The organism is Cryptosporangium japonicum (assembly GCF_039524755.1).
Lineage (GTDB): Bacteria > Actinomycetota > Actinomycetes > Mycobacteriales > Cryptosporangiaceae > Cryptosporangium > Cryptosporangium japonicum.
In genome coordinates, this window is the sequence record NZ_BAAAGX010000016.1 from 148,596 (window position 1) to 162,473 (window position 13,878).

A 13,878-nucleotide genomic window follows, 5' to 3' on the forward strand; every position below is an offset into this window, starting at 1 on the left:
CGGGGTCAGCCGCCCCGGCCGGCCGGCTCCGGCACCTTCAGCGCGCCGAGGATGCCGGTGAGCACGGCGTCGGCGGTGACGTCGTCGGACAGCGCCTCGTAGGAGAGCACCAGCCGGTGGCGCAGCACGTCGAGCGCGAGGTCGGTGACGTCCTCGGGCACCACGTAGTCGCGGCCGCGCAGGTAGGCCAGCGCCCGGGCGCCGAGCACCAGGCTGATCGACGCCCGCGGGCTGGCCCCGTAGGTGACGTACCGGCCGAGGTCACCCAGGCCGACCCGGGCCGGGTCGCGGGTGGCGGCCGAGAGCCGCACCGCGTACTCGATCAACGCCGGGTCGACGTAGACCTGGTCGGCCTCGCGCTGCATCGCGACGAGCCGCTCGGGGTCGATGATCGCCTGGATCGCCGCGCCCGCCGCGAGCGCGCGCTCGACGATCACGAACTCCTCGGTCTCGCTCGGGTAGCCGACGAGCACCTTCATCATGAACCGGTCGACCTGGGCCTCGGGCAGCGGATACGTGCCCTCGGACTCGATCGGGTTCTGGGTGGCCATGACCAGGAACGGCTCGGGGACGGTGAACGTCTCCCGGCCGATCGTCACCTGGGTCTCCTGCATGACCTCGAGCAGCGCGCTCTGCACCTTGGCCGGCGCGCGGTTGATCTCGTCGGCCAGCAGCAGGTTGGTGAACACCGGGCCGAGCGAGACCTGGAACTCCCCCGTCGGCTGGTGGTAGACGCGGGTGCCGAGGATGTCGGCCGGCACCAGGTCGGGAGTGAACTGCACGCGGTGGAACTGCCCGCCGATCGCCTCCGCGAGCGACTTCACCGCGAGCGTCTTGGCCAGGCCGGGCACCCCCTCGACGAGGATGTGGCCGCGGGCGAGCAGCGCGACGAGTAACCGTTCGAGCAGGACGTCCTGGCCGACGATCGTCTTCTTGACCTCGTAGAGGACCTGCTCGTTCTGGCTGCCGGCGGAGTTGCCCGCGCTGCCACCGTTCCAGTTCGACATTGTTCTCTTCTCTAAAGTGGTGGCTGCCTGCCGTCGCCCTCGCCGGCTCCGAGCGCGGAGCCGATCGGGACGGCGAACCCGACGCCGATGAACGTGCCGGCGTCGGTGGGGTTGGCCAGCGCGACGACGATGCCGATCACCTGGCCCTGGGAGTTGAGGAGCGGGCCGCCGGAGCTGCCCGGGTTGACCGCGGCGTCGAACTGGATCAGGCCTTCGAGCGGGGCGGCACCGGCGCGGGCCACGGTGCGGTTCAGGCCGGAGACGACGCCGGTGGTCGTGGTGTCGACCAGCCCGAGCGGGTTGCCGATCGCGACGACGTCGTCACCGATGGCCGGGCCACCGCCGAGCGTGGCCGGCACGACGACGTCCGGCAGCGCCCCGGGGACGAGCACGGCGATGTCGATCGCGGGGTCGGAGTCGGCGACCGTCGCCGGCGCCTTGGTGCCGTCGGCGAAGGTCACGGTGACCGCCGTGGCGCCCTCGACGACGTGGAACGCGGTGAGGATCGTGCCGTTGGCGTTCGCGACGACGCCGGTGCCGAGCGCGCTGCTCATGCCCCGGGTGCGGTCACCGCGGCCGTTGGCCTGGATGAGCACCACCGACGGGGCCAGCGTGCGGAACACCTCGGCGGTGGTGAGCGAGGGGCTCGCCGACGGGGTGGGTGAGGGCCGGGCGGCCGCCGGGGCCGGATCGCCGCCGCCGCGGACCACCACGGAGGCGGTGAGCGCCAGCGCCCAGGCGACGACGGCGACGATGAGTAATCGGCGTGGCCACGTCCGTCGCTTTTGTGGCTCATCCGGCACAGGTGTCACAGGATCATCAACCATGTGCCGCACCACTTGATCCTAGACAGGGCCTCGGCATGTCTGAGCCTTTCCCTGCGTAGGAATCAGCTGTGCGGACCGTTATCTCCCACCATATTTCACGGCGCGGCCAGACGGGCCGATCGTTGCGTTCCCCAGGCGCCGAGTGGTCGCAGCGCCTCGTTCAGTGACCGACCGTCATCGGTCAGCGAGTACTCCACCCGCGGCGGCACCTCGCGGTACACCTCCCGGTGGACCAGCCCGTCCTCCTCCATCTCACGCAGGTGCTGGACCAGCATCTTCTCGCTGACGCCGGGCAGGCCGCGCCGGAGCTCGCCGAAGCGGCGGGTGCCGTGGTGGTCGAGCTCCCAGAGGATCAGCGACTTCCACTTGCCCGAGACGACGTCCATCGCCGCGTCGATGCCGCAGATGTAGGGCCCGCGCCGGGCGCTCACCGCCATGACCTCGATCCTTACCGCTTGGTGAGTAGTGCACTAAATAGTAGGTACTTGCCGCTGGGGAGGTGCGGGCAAAGGATCGAATTCATGAGTACGACATTCCTGGGGCTGGGAGAGATGGGCCGCGCGCTCGCGGCGACGACGTCCGCCGCCGGAGAGCCGGTCACGGTCTGGAACCGCAGCGCCGGACGCGCCCACCCGATGGCCGGCGTCGCGGTCGCCGACAGCGTGCCGGAGGCGCTCTCCGGCGGCGGGGCGATCGTGGTCTGCCTGTTCGACCACGCCTCGGTGCACGAGGTGCTCGACCCGGTCGCGTCCGCGCTGCCCGGGCGCACCCTGATCAACCTGACCACGACGACGCCGGACGAGGCGCGCGAGCTCGCGGCCCGCTACGACGCCACCTACCTGCAGGGCGCGATCATGGCGGTGCCCGCGATGATCGGCGGCCCGGCGTCGCAGCTCTTCTACAGCGGCTCCGCCGCGGCCTACGAGAGGCATCGGGCGCTGCTCGATCGGTGGGGCTCGAGCACGTATTTCGGGGCCGACGCCGGGCTGGCGTCGGTGTACGACATGGCGATGCTCACCGGGATGTACACGATGATCGGCGGGTTCCTGCAGGGCGCGGCGATGCTCGCCGCCGAGGGCGTGTCCGCGTCCGCGTTCACGGCCCGCCAGGCCCCGTTCCTCGCCGCGATGGCCGGGCAGCTGGCCGGCTACGCCGCGACCGTCGACGACCGGGACTACGCGGGTCCCGGCCAGCAGTCGCTGCGCTTCACCGACGCCGCGCTGGGCGCGCTGCGCCGGGCCAGCGTCGAGCAGGGCGTCGGCGCGGACGTGCTGGCACCGGTGCACGAGCTCGTCCGGCGCCAGATCGACGCCGGCTTCGGCGACCACGGCACGGCCCGCCTCTACGAGTCGCTGCGGAGCACCCGATGAACGTCACCGTGATCGGTCTGGGCCCGATGGGCCGGGCGATGGTCCGGGCCCTCGCCGACGCGGGGCACACGGTGACGGTGTGGAACCGCACCGCCTCCCGGGCCGACGGGCTGGATGCCACCCTCGCCGCGACCCCGGCCGAGGCGGTCGCGGCGAGCGAGCTGATCGTCCTGAGCCTCACCGACTACCCGGCCATGGACGCGATCCTCGCCGGCGTCGAGGACTTCGCCGGCCGCACGCTGGTGAACCTCAGCTCCGACACCCCGGACGCGTCACGCGCGGCCGCGGCCCGGTACCCCCGGTTCCTCACCGGTGGGGTGATGGTGCCGGCGCCGGCCGTCGGCACCCCCGGCGCGTCGGTGCTCTACAGCGGCCCGGCGGAGGTGTTCGAGGCCTACCGGGACGTCCTGCGGGTGATCGGCGAACCGCGGTACCTGGGCGCGGACCCCGGCCTGGCGCAGCTGTTCTACCAGGCCTATCTGGACGTCTTCCTCACCGCGCTGTCCGGCCTGCTGCACGCGACCGCGCTGGTCACGGCATCCGGGGTCCCGGCCGCGCGGTTCCTGCCCAGCGCGCTGGAGTTCCTCGCGCTCACGCCCGGGATGATCAGCGACGGCGCGGAGATCGCCCGGCGGCTCGAGGCCGGTGAGCACCCCGGCGCGCTGAGCAACGTCCGGATGATGGGCGCCACCGCCGATCACATCGTGCGTACCGCGGCGGCGGGCGGCGTCGAGGTGGGCCTCGCCGAGGCGGTCAGGTCGCAGTACGACCGGGCGATCGCGGCCGGCCACGGCGACGACGACTGGACGGCACTGTACGAAGTGATCCGCGCGAAATAGTTTTCGGACCGGACAACCCCCGCGGTGGCGCCGTTCGTCCATCCAGGCGAAGGAGGTGCCAATGCATCGACGAACACTGGACGCAGAGTTCGCCGGCTTCGTTCGGGAGCACCGCGTCGACCTGGTGCGGACCGCCCGGCTGCTCAGCAGCGGGGATCCGCACCGGGCCGAGGATCTGGTGCAGACCGCCCTGGTGCGGGCCTACACGGCCTGGAGCCGGGTCCGGAACAGCGACCACCCGGTCGCCTACGTCCGGCGGAGCATCGTCAACGCGCACATCGACGAGAGCCGGCGGCCGTGGTGGCGGCGGGAACGTTCGGTGGCCCTGCCCCCGGACACGTCCGTGACCACCGCCGACGACGATCTCGGGGAGGCGGTGCGAAGCGCGCTCGCCTCGCTGCCCCCGAAGATGCGTGCGGTCATCGTGCTCCGGCACTGGCTCGACCTGAGCGTCGAACAGACCGCCGACTGGCTCGGATGCACCCAGGGGACCGTCAAGTCGCAGAACGCGAAAGCGGTCGCCAAGCTGCGGCACCTCCTCACTCCAGAAGGGCAGACCACCCGATGAACGACATCAAGCGCCTGCTCGCCGAAGCTCTGAACGAGGAGTCCACTCCGATGACTGTTGACCCCAGCGAGGACGTCGCCCGGGGACACCGGCACCTGGCCCGCCGGCGCACCGCGCTCGTGAGCGGCGTGGCCGCGGTCGCCCTGCTCGTGGGCGGCGGTGGCGTGCTGATCGCGTCGACCGTCGCCGGCGACGACGGCGGTAGCACCCGCACCGACCCGGCCGTGCTCCGCCAGACCGGCGCACCGGCGGCCGAGGACTCCGTCGGCCCGGCCCAGCCGCGCACCCCGCAGGTGGTGCTCGTCGCGTACACCGGCAAACAACCCAAGGGATACAAAGTCGCGCAGGTGCCCGAGGGCTGGGTGATCCAGGGTGGCACCGAGTCGTCGCTGGTCATCGCGCCGGAGGACGCGAAGGACAAGGACCCCAACTCGTTCGCCGACAAGATCGCCGTGCTCTCGACGTCCTCGGACACCCCGCCGGAGTCCTTGCGTGACGGCACACCGACGCCGGTCGGCGGCGTCACCGGCTACTACCGCGCCGACGCCGGCGGCGGAACGCAGATCCTCACCTACCAGGACGCCACGTCCGGTCGCTGGGTCGACGTGCAGATCCCCCCGAGCCTGCACTGGGACGCCGAGCGGATCGCCGAGTTCGCCGCGGGTGTCACGGTCGTGGGCGGCGCCGGCGACTCACACGGCTGAGCGCAGGTGCGCGACCGGCCAGCGGCGGTCGAAGAGCGTCGGGTCACCGGCGTCCTCGGCGCGCAGCGTCTCGATCAGGCGCACGTAGCCGTCGAGGTCCAGGTCGCGCACCAGCGTCAGCAGCTCGGCGGCCTCCCCGGTGACCGGCTCCACCGGCGCGACGAAGCGGTCGTAGAGGTCGACGACCTGCTTCACCATCGCGAGGTGGCGGGCGCCGGGGTCCACCGAGGGGAAGTTCGTCGCGGCGAAGTCCTCGGTGAAGACGATCGGCTCCACCGCGAGCGAGGAGGCCCCGTAGCGCTGCGCCAGGTGGATGAGCAGCTCGACGTCGAACGTCTCGTTGAACGACGTCATCTCGCTCAGCACCGGGCGCAGCGCGTCGGCGTCGAACGCCTTGAAACCGGCCTGGGTGTCGAGCACGTGCGCCAGCGACGGGATCAGCAGCGCACGGACGTAGTGCCGGAACAGGACGATGAGCTTGTCGGGTTTGTCGCCGGTGCTGCGCGGCTCGACCGACGGGCCGTCCGGCTTCACCAGCACCGCGCCCTCGAGACCGTAGCGCTGGCCGAGGGTGGCGACCGCGCCGCCCGCGATCGGCGCGATCAGCGAACCCAGCTGCGCGAGGTTGGCCGAGAGATCGGCGTCGGTGTAGACGACGACGTGCCGGTGCGCCGGCCCGGCCGCCACCGCGTCGGCCAGCGCCGCGAGGATCGAGCCGCCCTTGCGTGACTGGTCGGTGGAGGTGAGCTTCGCGAACTCCGGGCTGATCGGCGTGCCCAGCCGGTCGGCCAGCTCGATCACCCGCACGCCGCGGTGCCCGGTGGACGGATAGCCCTCGGCCGCGATGATGCCGGCCATCACCTCGGCGCTGCTCGGCTCGTCCGGGCAGCCGTCGTCGCAGGCCACGATGCTCCAGGTGACGCCGGGCAGCCCCTCGGTGAGCCAGTCGAGCTGGCGCACCTTGGCCCGCACGAAGTCCTCGCCGTGCGGGTGCTCGGACCGCGGCACGATGCGCCCGGTCTCGCCGTACATCGCCCACACCACGGTGACGTGCACGGGGCCGGTGACCGCGGCGAGCCGCTCCCGCGACCGCGCCACCGCCGCCGCCTCCGCGGCCACGGCCGGCCCGTGGTCGCCGGTGCCGGTCAGAACGGCCTCGTTCTGCTCGGAGTCGGTCAGATCGCGCACGAGCGCCGAAGTCTGCTCCACGCCGAGTGATCGTAGGGCCACGCACCCACCGCAGTGGCCCCGCCCCACCGCACGCGGGCGATCACGGGAATTCGGCCAGGCGTTCACTACCGGAGCGGGTGTCACTCCTAAGGTGAGCCCCATGCTGAGCTCGTCGAAGACCCGGGCCGCGCTCTCCTCCTCGGCGCGGATCTCGATGCAGGTGCTGCTGCTGCTCCTGATGACGTGGGTGTCGCTGTGGATCCTGGGCAAGGCCTGGTCGATCCTCTGGCCGCTCGTGGTCGCGCTGCTGATCACCACGCTCACCTGGCCACCGACCCGGTTCCTGCGCCGGCACGGCTGGCACCCGGCGCTGGCCGCCAGCACCGTCACGGTCGGGTTCCTGCTGCTGGCGATCGGCACGATCGTCGGGATCGCCCTGCCGGTCGCGGCCCAGTCGGGCGAGCTGGCCGACGGGATCGTCGACGGCGTCGGGCGGCTGCGTGACTGGGCCTCCGGGCCGCCGCTGAACATCAGCGACGACCAGATCAGCAAGGCGCTGGACACCGTGACCTCGCGCGTGCAGGACAGCGCGGGCAGCATCGCGAGCGGCGCGCTGACCGGGGTCAGCGTGATCACGAACGGGCTGATCACGATCGTGCTGGCGCTGTTCCTGATGTTCTTCTTCCTCAAGGACGGCCCGAAGTTCGTCCCGTGGATGCAGCGCCAGCTGCCGGGCCGGCTCGCCACCGACGTCCCCACCGTGGCGGCGCGCTCGTGGCTGACGCTCGGGTCGTTCGTGCGCTCGCAGGCCGCGGTCGGCCTGCTCGACGCGATCTGCATCGGCATCGGACTGTGGATCGTGGGCGTTCCGCTGGTGCTGCCGCTCGCGGTGCTGACGTTCGTGGCGGCGTTCATCCCGATCGTCGGTGCGGTGTTCGCCGGGTTCGTCGCGGTGGTGATCGCGCTGGTGTTCAACGGCCCCACCGACGCGTTGATCGTGCTGGCGATCATCCTGATCGTGCAGCAGCTGGAGGGGAACATCTTCCAGCCCATGCTGCAGTCGCGCGGGCTCGGTCTGCACGCCGCGGTCGTGCTGCTCGCGGTGACGCTCGGCGGCAGCCTGTTCGGCATCGTCGGCAGCCTGCTGGCGGTGCCGGTGGCGGCGATCATCGCGGTGATCTGGAACTACATCCGCGAGCAGCTGAGCGACCCCGATCCGGACGCCGAGCCGAACGCCGAGCCCGAACCCACCGATCCGGCGCCCGCGCCGGAGACCGCGGCCGACCCGGCCGCCGCCGGTCCGATCACCGGCTCCGCGCCGGGGACGGCACCGGCCTGAACCGAGCGGCACCGGACCCGGCGTTAGAGCGGCGTCGCGCTGGGTAGTCCGTCGATTGCGGAGCGCAACCGGGGCGTCCCGTTCGTCGACCGGTGACGCCCCTGGGCGTCCTGCGGAAGGAGCACCAATGACTCAATCGCCGCCGTCCAAAGCCCCCGAGCTCTTAGTGTCCGAGGACACCACGACGTCCGGGACCACCGATCCGGCGAAGAAGCGCGGCCTCGGGAAAGCCGCCGGCGTGGCCGGAGCGGCGGCACTCGCCGTCGCGACCGCGCTGGTACGCCGTAAACGCCGCGCGGCCGCCACCCCGTCCCCCTGGTACCGCCGGACCGGCCGCCCCACGGCCACGCGACGCACCGGCCGCCGCTGACCCCACCCGATCCGTGAACCCGGCGCCCATCGGCCTCCGACCACGGCGGCCGATGGGCGCTAGCCGGTGTACGCCTCGTAGGTTCGCCGGGCGGCGGCCCGCGCCGCCTCGGGGTCGTCACCGGCCGCGACGGCCGCCTCGGCCCAGGCCTCGCTGCTGCGCTCGAGGTACGCCTTCCCGGACGGCGACGCCACCCACGCCGCCGCCGCGGCCGGATCCGCCGGTGTGGACGACGGGTCGGCCAGGTGGCCGGCCAGTCCCCAGAGCCCCATCTCCCACCCGAGCCCGGTCGCGCCGGGCCCGAACTGCGCCCACAGCTCGTCGTCGACGTGGGCGACGTGCTCGAGCTCGAACCGCGTCCGCCCCTCCCCCTCGGGCGTGAGCCGCACCGTGATCCAGCTGACCATCCCCCCGTACTCCCACGTCGCCGCGTAGGAGTGCGGCTTGTCGCAGGCGGTGATCGTGCCGCCGGCGTTGCCCTCGAGCTGGTAGTGGCCGCCTTCCTTCAGCTCGCCGGAGATCGGCAGGAACCAGCGCGGGATCCGCTCGGCGGTGGCGACCGCCTCCCACAGGTCGTCGATGTCGGTGGGGTACACCTGGCTGATCGTCGCGACCTTGGCCGGCCGCCCGTCCACGTCGCGGTTCGACAGTCCCCGGGTCGCGGCGTCGATCAGCTCGTTCTCGTCCGGCATCCGGCTCACTCCGATGGTCGTCGTTGTCGTTTGCCGCGGGCCACCTCGGTGGCCAGCGCGTCGAGATGCGGCCGCCAGAACCGGCGGAACTGCCCCAGCCAGTCGTCGGCGGCCCGCAGCGCGGTCGCGTCGACGGCGTAGAGACGGCGCGCGCCGTCCGGCCGCACGGTCGCGAACCCGTTCTCACGCAGCACCTTCAGGTGCTGGGACACGGCCGGCTGGGAGATCCCGAACTCGTCCCGGACGACGTCGGTGATCGCACCGGAGGGCTGCTCACCGTCGGCGAGCAGCTCCAGGATCCGCCGCCGGACCGGGTCGCCGAGGACGTCGAACGCGTGCACGGGGTGAGCGTATCAGCTTGTACTTATATAAGCCACTGCTTCCACACCGAGGGGTGCGCGTCGAGCCAGCGCTTCGCCGCCCGGTCCGGCGGCAGGCCGCCCACGGTCAGGTCACGCGCGACCGCGTTCTGGTCGGCGTTGGTCCAGGTGAAGTTCTTGATCAGCGACGCCGCCGTCGATCCGGAGTCGACGAACGCCTTCCGGCCGATCTTGTCCAGGTCGTAGGGCTGGTAGTCGCACGCGACCGTCTTCGGGTCGGCGTCGCACCCCGGGGTGTAGCGCGGCAGCCGCACCCGCACCAGGCCGACCTCCGACAGCAGCCACTGCGGCTCGTAGAAGTAGCCGATCAGCGGCGTACGGCCGGCCTCGGCGGCGCGGAACGCCTCGATCAGCTTCGCCTCGCTGCCGGCGTAGGTGACGGTGAGGTTCAGCCCCAGGTTCCGCACCAGCGCGGCGTCGTTGGTGACGAACGAGGGGTCGCCGTCGAGCAGGACGCCGCCGAGCAGACCGGCGTACCGGTTCAGGTTCGTCCAGTCGGTGATGCCGGGATGCTCCCGGGCCAGCCAGGCCGGCACGTACCAGCCGATGCTGCCCCGGTTGCCGGTCAGGCCCAGCTCGACCGCGACCTTCCGGTCGTCGATGTACCTCTTCTTGAGATCGTCGTGCCCCCAGTTCTCCAGCACGACGTCGACCGTGCCACCGGCGATGCCCTCCCAGGACGCCACCTCGGTGAGGTTCTTCTCGACGACCGTGCACCCCAGTTCGTGCTCGAGCAGGTACCGCACGACCGCGACGTTCGCGCGGTAGCCCACCCAGGGGTTCACCGCGATCGTCACCGTGCGGCACGCGGTGCGCGGCGCGCCGGGCGGGGCGGACACCGCCGCGGTCGAACCGCACCCGGCCACGGCCAGCACCAGGGCGACGACCAGTGCCCTCACCACGACGCCCCCGCCAGCCGCCGCGCCAGCACTTCCTCGGTGAGCGCCACCAGGACGCCCTTCACCGAGTCGCGCCGCCGCGCGTCGCACTCGACCAGCCGCACGTCGTCCTCCACTCCCAGCGCCTCGCGCACCTCCGCGAGCTCGAACCGCGACATCGGCTCGAACACGTTCACCCCGACCACGAACGGCAGCCCGCGGTCCTCGACGAAGTCGATCGTCGCGAAACAGTCCTCGATCCGGCGGGTGTCGACGAGCACGACCGCGCCGAGCGCGCCGTCGGCGAGGTCGTCCCAGAGGAACGAGAACCGGTCCTGGCCGGGCGTGCCGAACAGGTACAGCAGCAGCGCCTCGTCGAGCGTGATGCGGCCGAAGTCCAGCGCGACGGTCGTCGTCGTCTTCCCGCTCACGCCGGTCAGGTCGTCGACGCCGATCGAGCGGTCGGTCATCTCGGCCTCGGTGACCAGCGGCTCGATCTCGCTGATCGCGCCGACGAACGTCGTCTTGCCGACGCCGAAGCCGCCGCCGACGACGATCTTGACGGCGATCGGTGGTGCGGGTGACCCGCTAGAGCGCCCGAACACGATCTCTGATCCTCCTCATCAGGGCGGGAGTCACGTCGGTGAGCGGCTCGTCGATGAGCAGGTGCCCGTCGGCGATCAGATCGGCGACGAGGACCCGCACGACGGCGAGCGACGCGTACAGCGCCGCGGACAGGTCGGCCAGGGACTGCGGGGCCTGGCAGAGTTCGACGATCCGGCGCGACTCGAACCGCAGGGGTGCCGACAGCGCGCCCGGGGTCGCGTGCAGCTGGGTCTCGATCCGCAGTCCGTCGTGGCGCGGTACCGTGCGCCCGCCGGTGACCACGAACGGCCGCACCAGGTCGTCGTTCATCTCGGTAGGTTCTGGCGGGATTCCGCGATCAGGGCCGGGGTGAGCAGGGCGCCGAACCGGTCGGCGAGCAGCGAGATCTCGTAGCCGACGAGGCCCAGGTCGCTGTCGCCGCCGGCGACCACACCCAGGCAGCTGCCCCCGGCGATCACCGAGACGAGCAGGAAGCCCCGCCGCATCTCGATCATGATCAGCTTGAGGCCGTCGAAGTCGTAGCGGCGGGACGCGCTGCGGGCGATGCTCGCGAGGCTCGAGACGATCGCCGCCAGCTGGTCGGCCTCGGCCCGGGCGAGGCCGTCGGAGGCGGCGACGAGCAGCCCGTCCGAGGAGACCGCCACCGCGTCGCGGACGCCGTCGGTGCGGTGCACGAAGTTGCCGAGCAACCAGTTGAACCGGTGGTGGTCGGCGGAGGTGTCAACGCTCACTGTCGCTCCTCGAAGTTCCCCGGTGGACGCCGTCGCGGAAGGCGGAGAGGCGGGCCCGGAGCGCGCCGGGTGACTCCTCCAGAAGAGCGGGCCGCTCCCCCGCCGGCGACGCGAGCACGACCGGCCGGCGGGCCCGCGGTGTCCGCTTGCGCAGCCCGTTGCGGGTGCGCTCCCGCTCACCGTCGACGGCGTAGAGCTCCACCCCCCGCTGCTCCGGCACCTCGTAGCCGGGCTCCGGCGCGGACGGCGCGCCCCGGTGCGCCTCCCCCGCGGGGACGGACGCGGAGACCGACGCGGGGACGGACGCGGGGACGGACGCGGGGACGGACGCGGCGGCGTCGGAGCGGCCCCGGCCGCGGGCCCGGACGACCGCCTCGGCCGTCGCGGCCCGCGCGAGCCGCTCCGCCCGCGAGGACGGGGCGACGGCGACCGCGGGGGCGGGCTCGGGCGCACCCTCGATCGGAAGCGCGTAGCGGTGCAGCACCACCGGCACCGCCGGTGCCTCGGCCAGCAGGTTCGACGGCAGCGTCACCCGGGCCGTCACGCCGGTCACCGGGGACGCCGCCAGCCGCACCGAGATGCCGGTCTCCACCGCGAGCCGCCCCACCACGTAGTGCCCGAGGAACCGGGCCGGTGCGGTGATGAAGTCGCCCTCGCCGCTCAGCCGCTGGTTGGCCAGCGCCAACTCGGCCGCCCCGAGCCCGACCCCCTGGTCGACCACCACGATCAGGTACCCGTCGGGCAGGCGCCGCCCGTGGATCTCCACCTCCACGTCGGGCGGCGAGAACGACAACCCGTTCTCGATCAGCTCGGCCAGCGCGTGCGCGACCCCGCTCACCACCGCGCCGGACACCAGCACGTCGTCGACCCGGCGCAGCACCACCCGCCGGTACTCCTCCACCTCGCTGACCGCGGCCCGGATCACGTCGGTCACCGGCATCGGGTCCGACCACTGCCGCGGGCTCGCCGCCCCCACCAGCACCAGCAGGCTCTCCGCGTTGCGCCGCATCCGCGTCGCGAGGTGGTCGAGCTCGAACAGGTTCGCCAGCCCCACCGGGTCGGACTCCTCGCGTTCGAGCCGGCTGATGAACCCGAGCTGACGCCGGAGCAGGTTCTGGTTGCGGCGCCCGAGGTTCGCCAGCGACTCCGCGCTGCTGCGTCGCAGCTGGGCCTGCTCCACCGCGAGCGTGTACGCGGTGGCCTGCACCCGGTCGAACGCGGCCGCGGCCAGGCGCACCTCGTCGGTGGCCCCGGCCGGCACCGCGACCGGCGGTGGCGCCGCGTCGGTGCCCTCCGCCGCCCGGCGCACCGCGTCCGGGAGCCGGGCGGTGGCGAGCCGGTTCGCCTCGTCGGCCAGCGCGGCGAGCGGACGGGCGATCGACCGCGACGCGCGCACGGCCAGGTAGGCCGAGGAGAGCAGCGCGAGCAGCACCGCGCCGAGCAGGCCGCCCATCCGCGCCGCGGCCGCGGTACGCAGCTCGTCGGCGCGGGCCTGGATCACCGACCCCACGTGGCGCTGCAGCTGACGCATGTCGTCGAGGACGGTGGTCAGCGCCGACCACCAGGACTGCGGGTTGACCTGCAGGTAGCGGCCGTCGCCGGCGGCGAGCGCCAGCTGCTGGAAGTGGACGGCCTCGCGGGCGGCGCCGGTGTCGAACAGGTAGCGCAGCCCGTCGCGGGCGGCGGGGCCGGCGTGCCGGGCGAACGTGTTCGCGGCCGCGTCGGCGGTGGAGCGGGCCGTGACGAACTGCAGGAACTCGCCGCCGCGGAAGCCACCGGCCGAGAACACGCCGTTGAGGAGCGCGCGGGCCTGCGCGGTGGCCTCGGTGAGCTCGGTCAGGGCCTGCAGCGCGGCCACCTCGCGACGCAGCGCGGCGTCGGTCGATCCTTCGAAGCCGAAGTCGACGGTGGTCAGCGCGGCGATCCGCGCGGTGTAGAACGCGAACGCCGGCCCGCGGGACACCGAGCCGGTGTCGGCGCCCGCCCGGACACCGGCCAGCCCGTCGAGGGCCCGTAACGCCGCCGCGAGCGGGGCGTCGCCCCGGCCGGTCAGCGCGGTCACCTCGGCGCGCCGGGCGTCGACGCGTCGCCGGCTCGGGGCCAGTTCGGCGCGGAAGCCCGCGTTGCCGCCGAGCAGGCCCGCGGTGACGCCGCGCTCGGTCTGCAACTCCTGGACGAGGTCCTGGACGGCGCGGCCGAGCGTCACCGCCCGGGAGGTCGCCGCCGCGGCCCGCACGTCGTCGACCTGGACGACCGCGACGACCGCGAGCAGGACGACGACCGCGGCGATCGGTAACGCGAGCGTACGGACGATCCGCCGGCCGATGGAACCGCCGGAACGCTCCGACACACGATCAGCTCCCTCATCGACACACCCGGTGGCGCACCCGATGGTGA

At 72.8% G+C, this 13,878-nt stretch carries 17 protein-coding genes; 6 read left to right on the plus strand and 11 right to left on the minus strand.

Annotated features, from left to right (window positions below; all coding sequences use genetic code 11):
- Positions 1-5: 5 nt before the first annotated feature.
- From ABD437_RS20245 to ABD437_RS20255, 3 genes are all read right to left on the minus strand, one after another.
- Positions 6-1,007: an AAA family ATPase gene (locus ABD437_RS20245; protein ID WP_344650444.1), complete on the minus strand. Its 1,002-nt coding sequence runs from the start codon at positions 1,005-1,007 to the stop codon at positions 6-8.
- A gap of 11 nt (positions 1,008-1,018) precedes the next feature.
- Positions 1,019-1,810, minus strand: coding sequence for a S1C family serine protease (locus ABD437_RS20250; protein WP_344650445.1), 792 nt, complete (start codon positions 1,808-1,810; stop codon positions 1,019-1,021).
- A gap of 119 nt (positions 1,811-1,929) precedes the next feature.
- The gene (locus ABD437_RS20255) at positions 1,930-2,271 is read right to left on the minus strand and encodes a winged helix-turn-helix transcriptional regulator (RefSeq protein WP_344650446.1); all 342 of its coding nucleotides are present in this window, start codon (positions 2,269-2,271) and stop codon (positions 1,930-1,932) included.
- 84 nt (positions 2,272-2,355) lie between these two features.
- Here ABD437_RS20255 and ABD437_RS20260 point away from each other — a divergent pair, with 84 nt between their 5' ends.
- The 4 genes from ABD437_RS20260 to ABD437_RS20275 all read left to right on the plus strand — a co-directional run bounded on the left by ABD437_RS20260 (position 2,356) and on the right by ABD437_RS20275 (position 5,315).
- Positions 2,356-3,204 carry an NAD(P)-dependent oxidoreductase gene (locus tag ABD437_RS20260; protein ID WP_344650447.1) on the plus strand — a complete coding sequence of 283 codons (849 nt, stop codon included), beginning with the start codon at positions 2,356-2,358 and terminating at the stop codon, positions 3,202-3,204.
- On the plus strand, positions 3,201-4,043 hold the full coding sequence (locus ABD437_RS20265; protein WP_344650448.1) for an NAD(P)-dependent oxidoreductase: 843 nt from the start codon (positions 3,201-3,203) through the stop codon (positions 4,041-4,043). Before ABD437_RS20260 ends, ABD437_RS20265 begins: the two co-directional genes overlap by 4 nt.
- A 61-nt stretch (positions 4,044-4,104) precedes the next feature.
- Positions 4,105-4,611, plus strand: a complete 507-nt coding sequence (locus ABD437_RS20270; RefSeq protein WP_344650449.1) for a SigE family RNA polymerase sigma factor — start codon at positions 4,105-4,107, stop codon at positions 4,609-4,611.
- 50 nt (positions 4,612-4,661) lie between these two features.
- Positions 4,662-5,315, plus strand: a complete 654-nt coding sequence (locus tag ABD437_RS20275; RefSeq protein WP_344650450.1) for a hypothetical protein — start codon at positions 4,662-4,664, stop codon at positions 5,313-5,315.
- Here ABD437_RS20275 and ABD437_RS20280 read toward each other — a convergent pair.
- The gene (locus ABD437_RS20280; protein ID WP_344650451.1) at positions 5,304-6,524 is read right to left on the minus strand and encodes a glycosyltransferase family protein; all 1,221 of its coding nucleotides are present in this window, start codon (positions 6,522-6,524) and stop codon (positions 5,304-5,306) included. The two genes, ABD437_RS20275 and ABD437_RS20280, sit on opposite strands and share 12 nt — an antisense overlap.
- A 121-nt stretch (positions 6,525-6,645) precedes the next feature.
- Here ABD437_RS20280 and ABD437_RS20285 point away from each other — a divergent pair, with 121 nt between their 5' ends.
- Both ABD437_RS20285 and ABD437_RS20290 read left to right on the plus strand, forming a co-directional pair.
- Complete coding sequence (locus ABD437_RS20285; RefSeq protein ID WP_425558190.1) at positions 6,646-7,824, plus strand: AI-2E family transporter; 1,179 nt, start codon at positions 6,646-6,648, stop codon at positions 7,822-7,824.
- A gap of 127 nt (positions 7,825-7,951) precedes the next feature.
- Positions 7,952-8,194: a hypothetical protein gene (locus tag ABD437_RS20290; protein WP_344650453.1), complete on the plus strand. Its 243-nt coding sequence runs from the start codon at positions 7,952-7,954 to the stop codon at positions 8,192-8,194.
- A 59-nt stretch (positions 8,195-8,253) separates the two neighbouring features.
- Here the strand turns inward: ABD437_RS20290 and ABD437_RS20295 are convergent, their stop codons facing one another.
- Genes ABD437_RS20295 through ABD437_RS20325 form a run of 7 tightly spaced genes read right to left on the minus strand, consistent with a single transcriptional unit; the run spans position 8,254 to position 13,831 of the window.
- Entirely contained in the window at positions 8,254-8,886 is a 633-nt protein-coding gene (locus ABD437_RS20295) for an SRPBCC family protein (RefSeq protein WP_344650454.1), read from the minus strand.
- Between the two features lie 5 nt (positions 8,887-8,891).
- Positions 8,892-9,227: an ArsR/SmtB family transcription factor gene (locus ABD437_RS20300; RefSeq protein WP_344650455.1), complete on the minus strand. Its 336-nt coding sequence runs from the start codon at positions 9,225-9,227 to the stop codon at positions 8,892-8,894.
- Between the two features lie 23 nt (positions 9,228-9,250).
- On the minus strand, positions 9,251-10,168 hold the full coding sequence (locus ABD437_RS20305; protein ID WP_425558191.1) for a glycine betaine ABC transporter substrate-binding protein: 918 nt from the start codon (positions 10,166-10,168) through the stop codon (positions 9,251-9,253).
- The gene (locus tag ABD437_RS20310; protein WP_344650456.1) at positions 10,162-10,749 is read right to left on the minus strand and encodes a GTP-binding protein; all 588 of its coding nucleotides are present in this window, start codon (positions 10,747-10,749) and stop codon (positions 10,162-10,164) included. The genes ABD437_RS20305 and ABD437_RS20310 overlap by 7 nt, the downstream gene beginning before the upstream one ends.
- Positions 10,733-11,059 carry a DUF742 domain-containing protein gene (locus ABD437_RS20315; protein WP_344650457.1) on the minus strand — a complete coding sequence of 109 codons (327 nt, stop codon included), beginning with the start codon at positions 11,057-11,059 and terminating at the stop codon, positions 10,733-10,735. Before ABD437_RS20315 ends, ABD437_RS20310 begins: the two co-directional genes overlap by 17 nt.
- On the minus strand, positions 11,056-11,481 hold the full coding sequence (locus ABD437_RS20320) for a roadblock/LC7 domain-containing protein (protein ID WP_344650458.1): 426 nt from the start codon (positions 11,479-11,481) through the stop codon (positions 11,056-11,058). The genes ABD437_RS20315 and ABD437_RS20320 overlap by 4 nt, the downstream gene beginning before the upstream one ends.
- Positions 11,471-13,831, minus strand: a complete 2,361-nt coding sequence (locus tag ABD437_RS20325; RefSeq protein WP_344650459.1) for a sensor histidine kinase — start codon at positions 13,829-13,831, stop codon at positions 11,471-11,473. The genes ABD437_RS20320 and ABD437_RS20325 overlap by 11 nt, the downstream gene beginning before the upstream one ends.
- Positions 13,832-13,878 lie beyond the last annotated feature (47 nt).

Excerpts from the sequence above, each read along its gene's own strand:
- ABD437_RS20245 (WP_344650444.1), bottom strand. The coding sequence starts at position 1,007 with ATGTCGAACTGGAACGGTGGCAGCGCGGGCAACTCCGCCGGCAGCCAG.
- ABD437_RS20255 (WP_344650446.1), bottom strand. The coding sequence starts at position 2,271 with ATGGCGGTGAGCGCCCGGCGCGGGCCCTACATCTGCGGCATCGACGCG.
- ABD437_RS20260 (WP_344650447.1), top strand. The coding sequence starts at position 2,356 with ATGAGTACGACATTCCTGGGGCTGGGAGAGATGGGCCGCGCGCTCGCG.
- ABD437_RS20265 (WP_344650448.1), top strand. The coding sequence starts at position 3,201 with ATGAACGTCACCGTGATCGGTCTGGGCCCGATGGGCCGGGCGATGGTC.
- ABD437_RS20270 (WP_344650449.1), top strand. The coding sequence starts at position 4,105 with ATGCATCGACGAACACTGGACGCAGAGTTCGCCGGCTTCGTTCGGGAG.
- ABD437_RS20275 (WP_344650450.1), top strand. The coding sequence starts at position 4,662 with ATGACTGTTGACCCCAGCGAGGACGTCGCCCGGGGACACCGGCACCTG.
- ABD437_RS20285 (WP_425558190.1), top strand. The coding sequence starts at position 6,646 with ATGCTGAGCTCGTCGAAGACCCGGGCCGCGCTCTCCTCCTCGGCGCGG.
- ABD437_RS20290 (WP_344650453.1), top strand. The coding sequence starts at position 7,952 with ATGACTCAATCGCCGCCGTCCAAAGCCCCCGAGCTCTTAGTGTCCGAG.
- ABD437_RS20295 (WP_344650454.1), bottom strand. The coding sequence starts at position 8,886 with ATGCCGGACGAGAACGAGCTGATCGACGCCGCGACCCGGGGACTGTCG.
- ABD437_RS20315 (WP_344650457.1), bottom strand. The coding sequence starts at position 11,059 with ATGAACGACGACCTGGTGCGGCCGTTCGTGGTCACCGGCGGGCGCACG.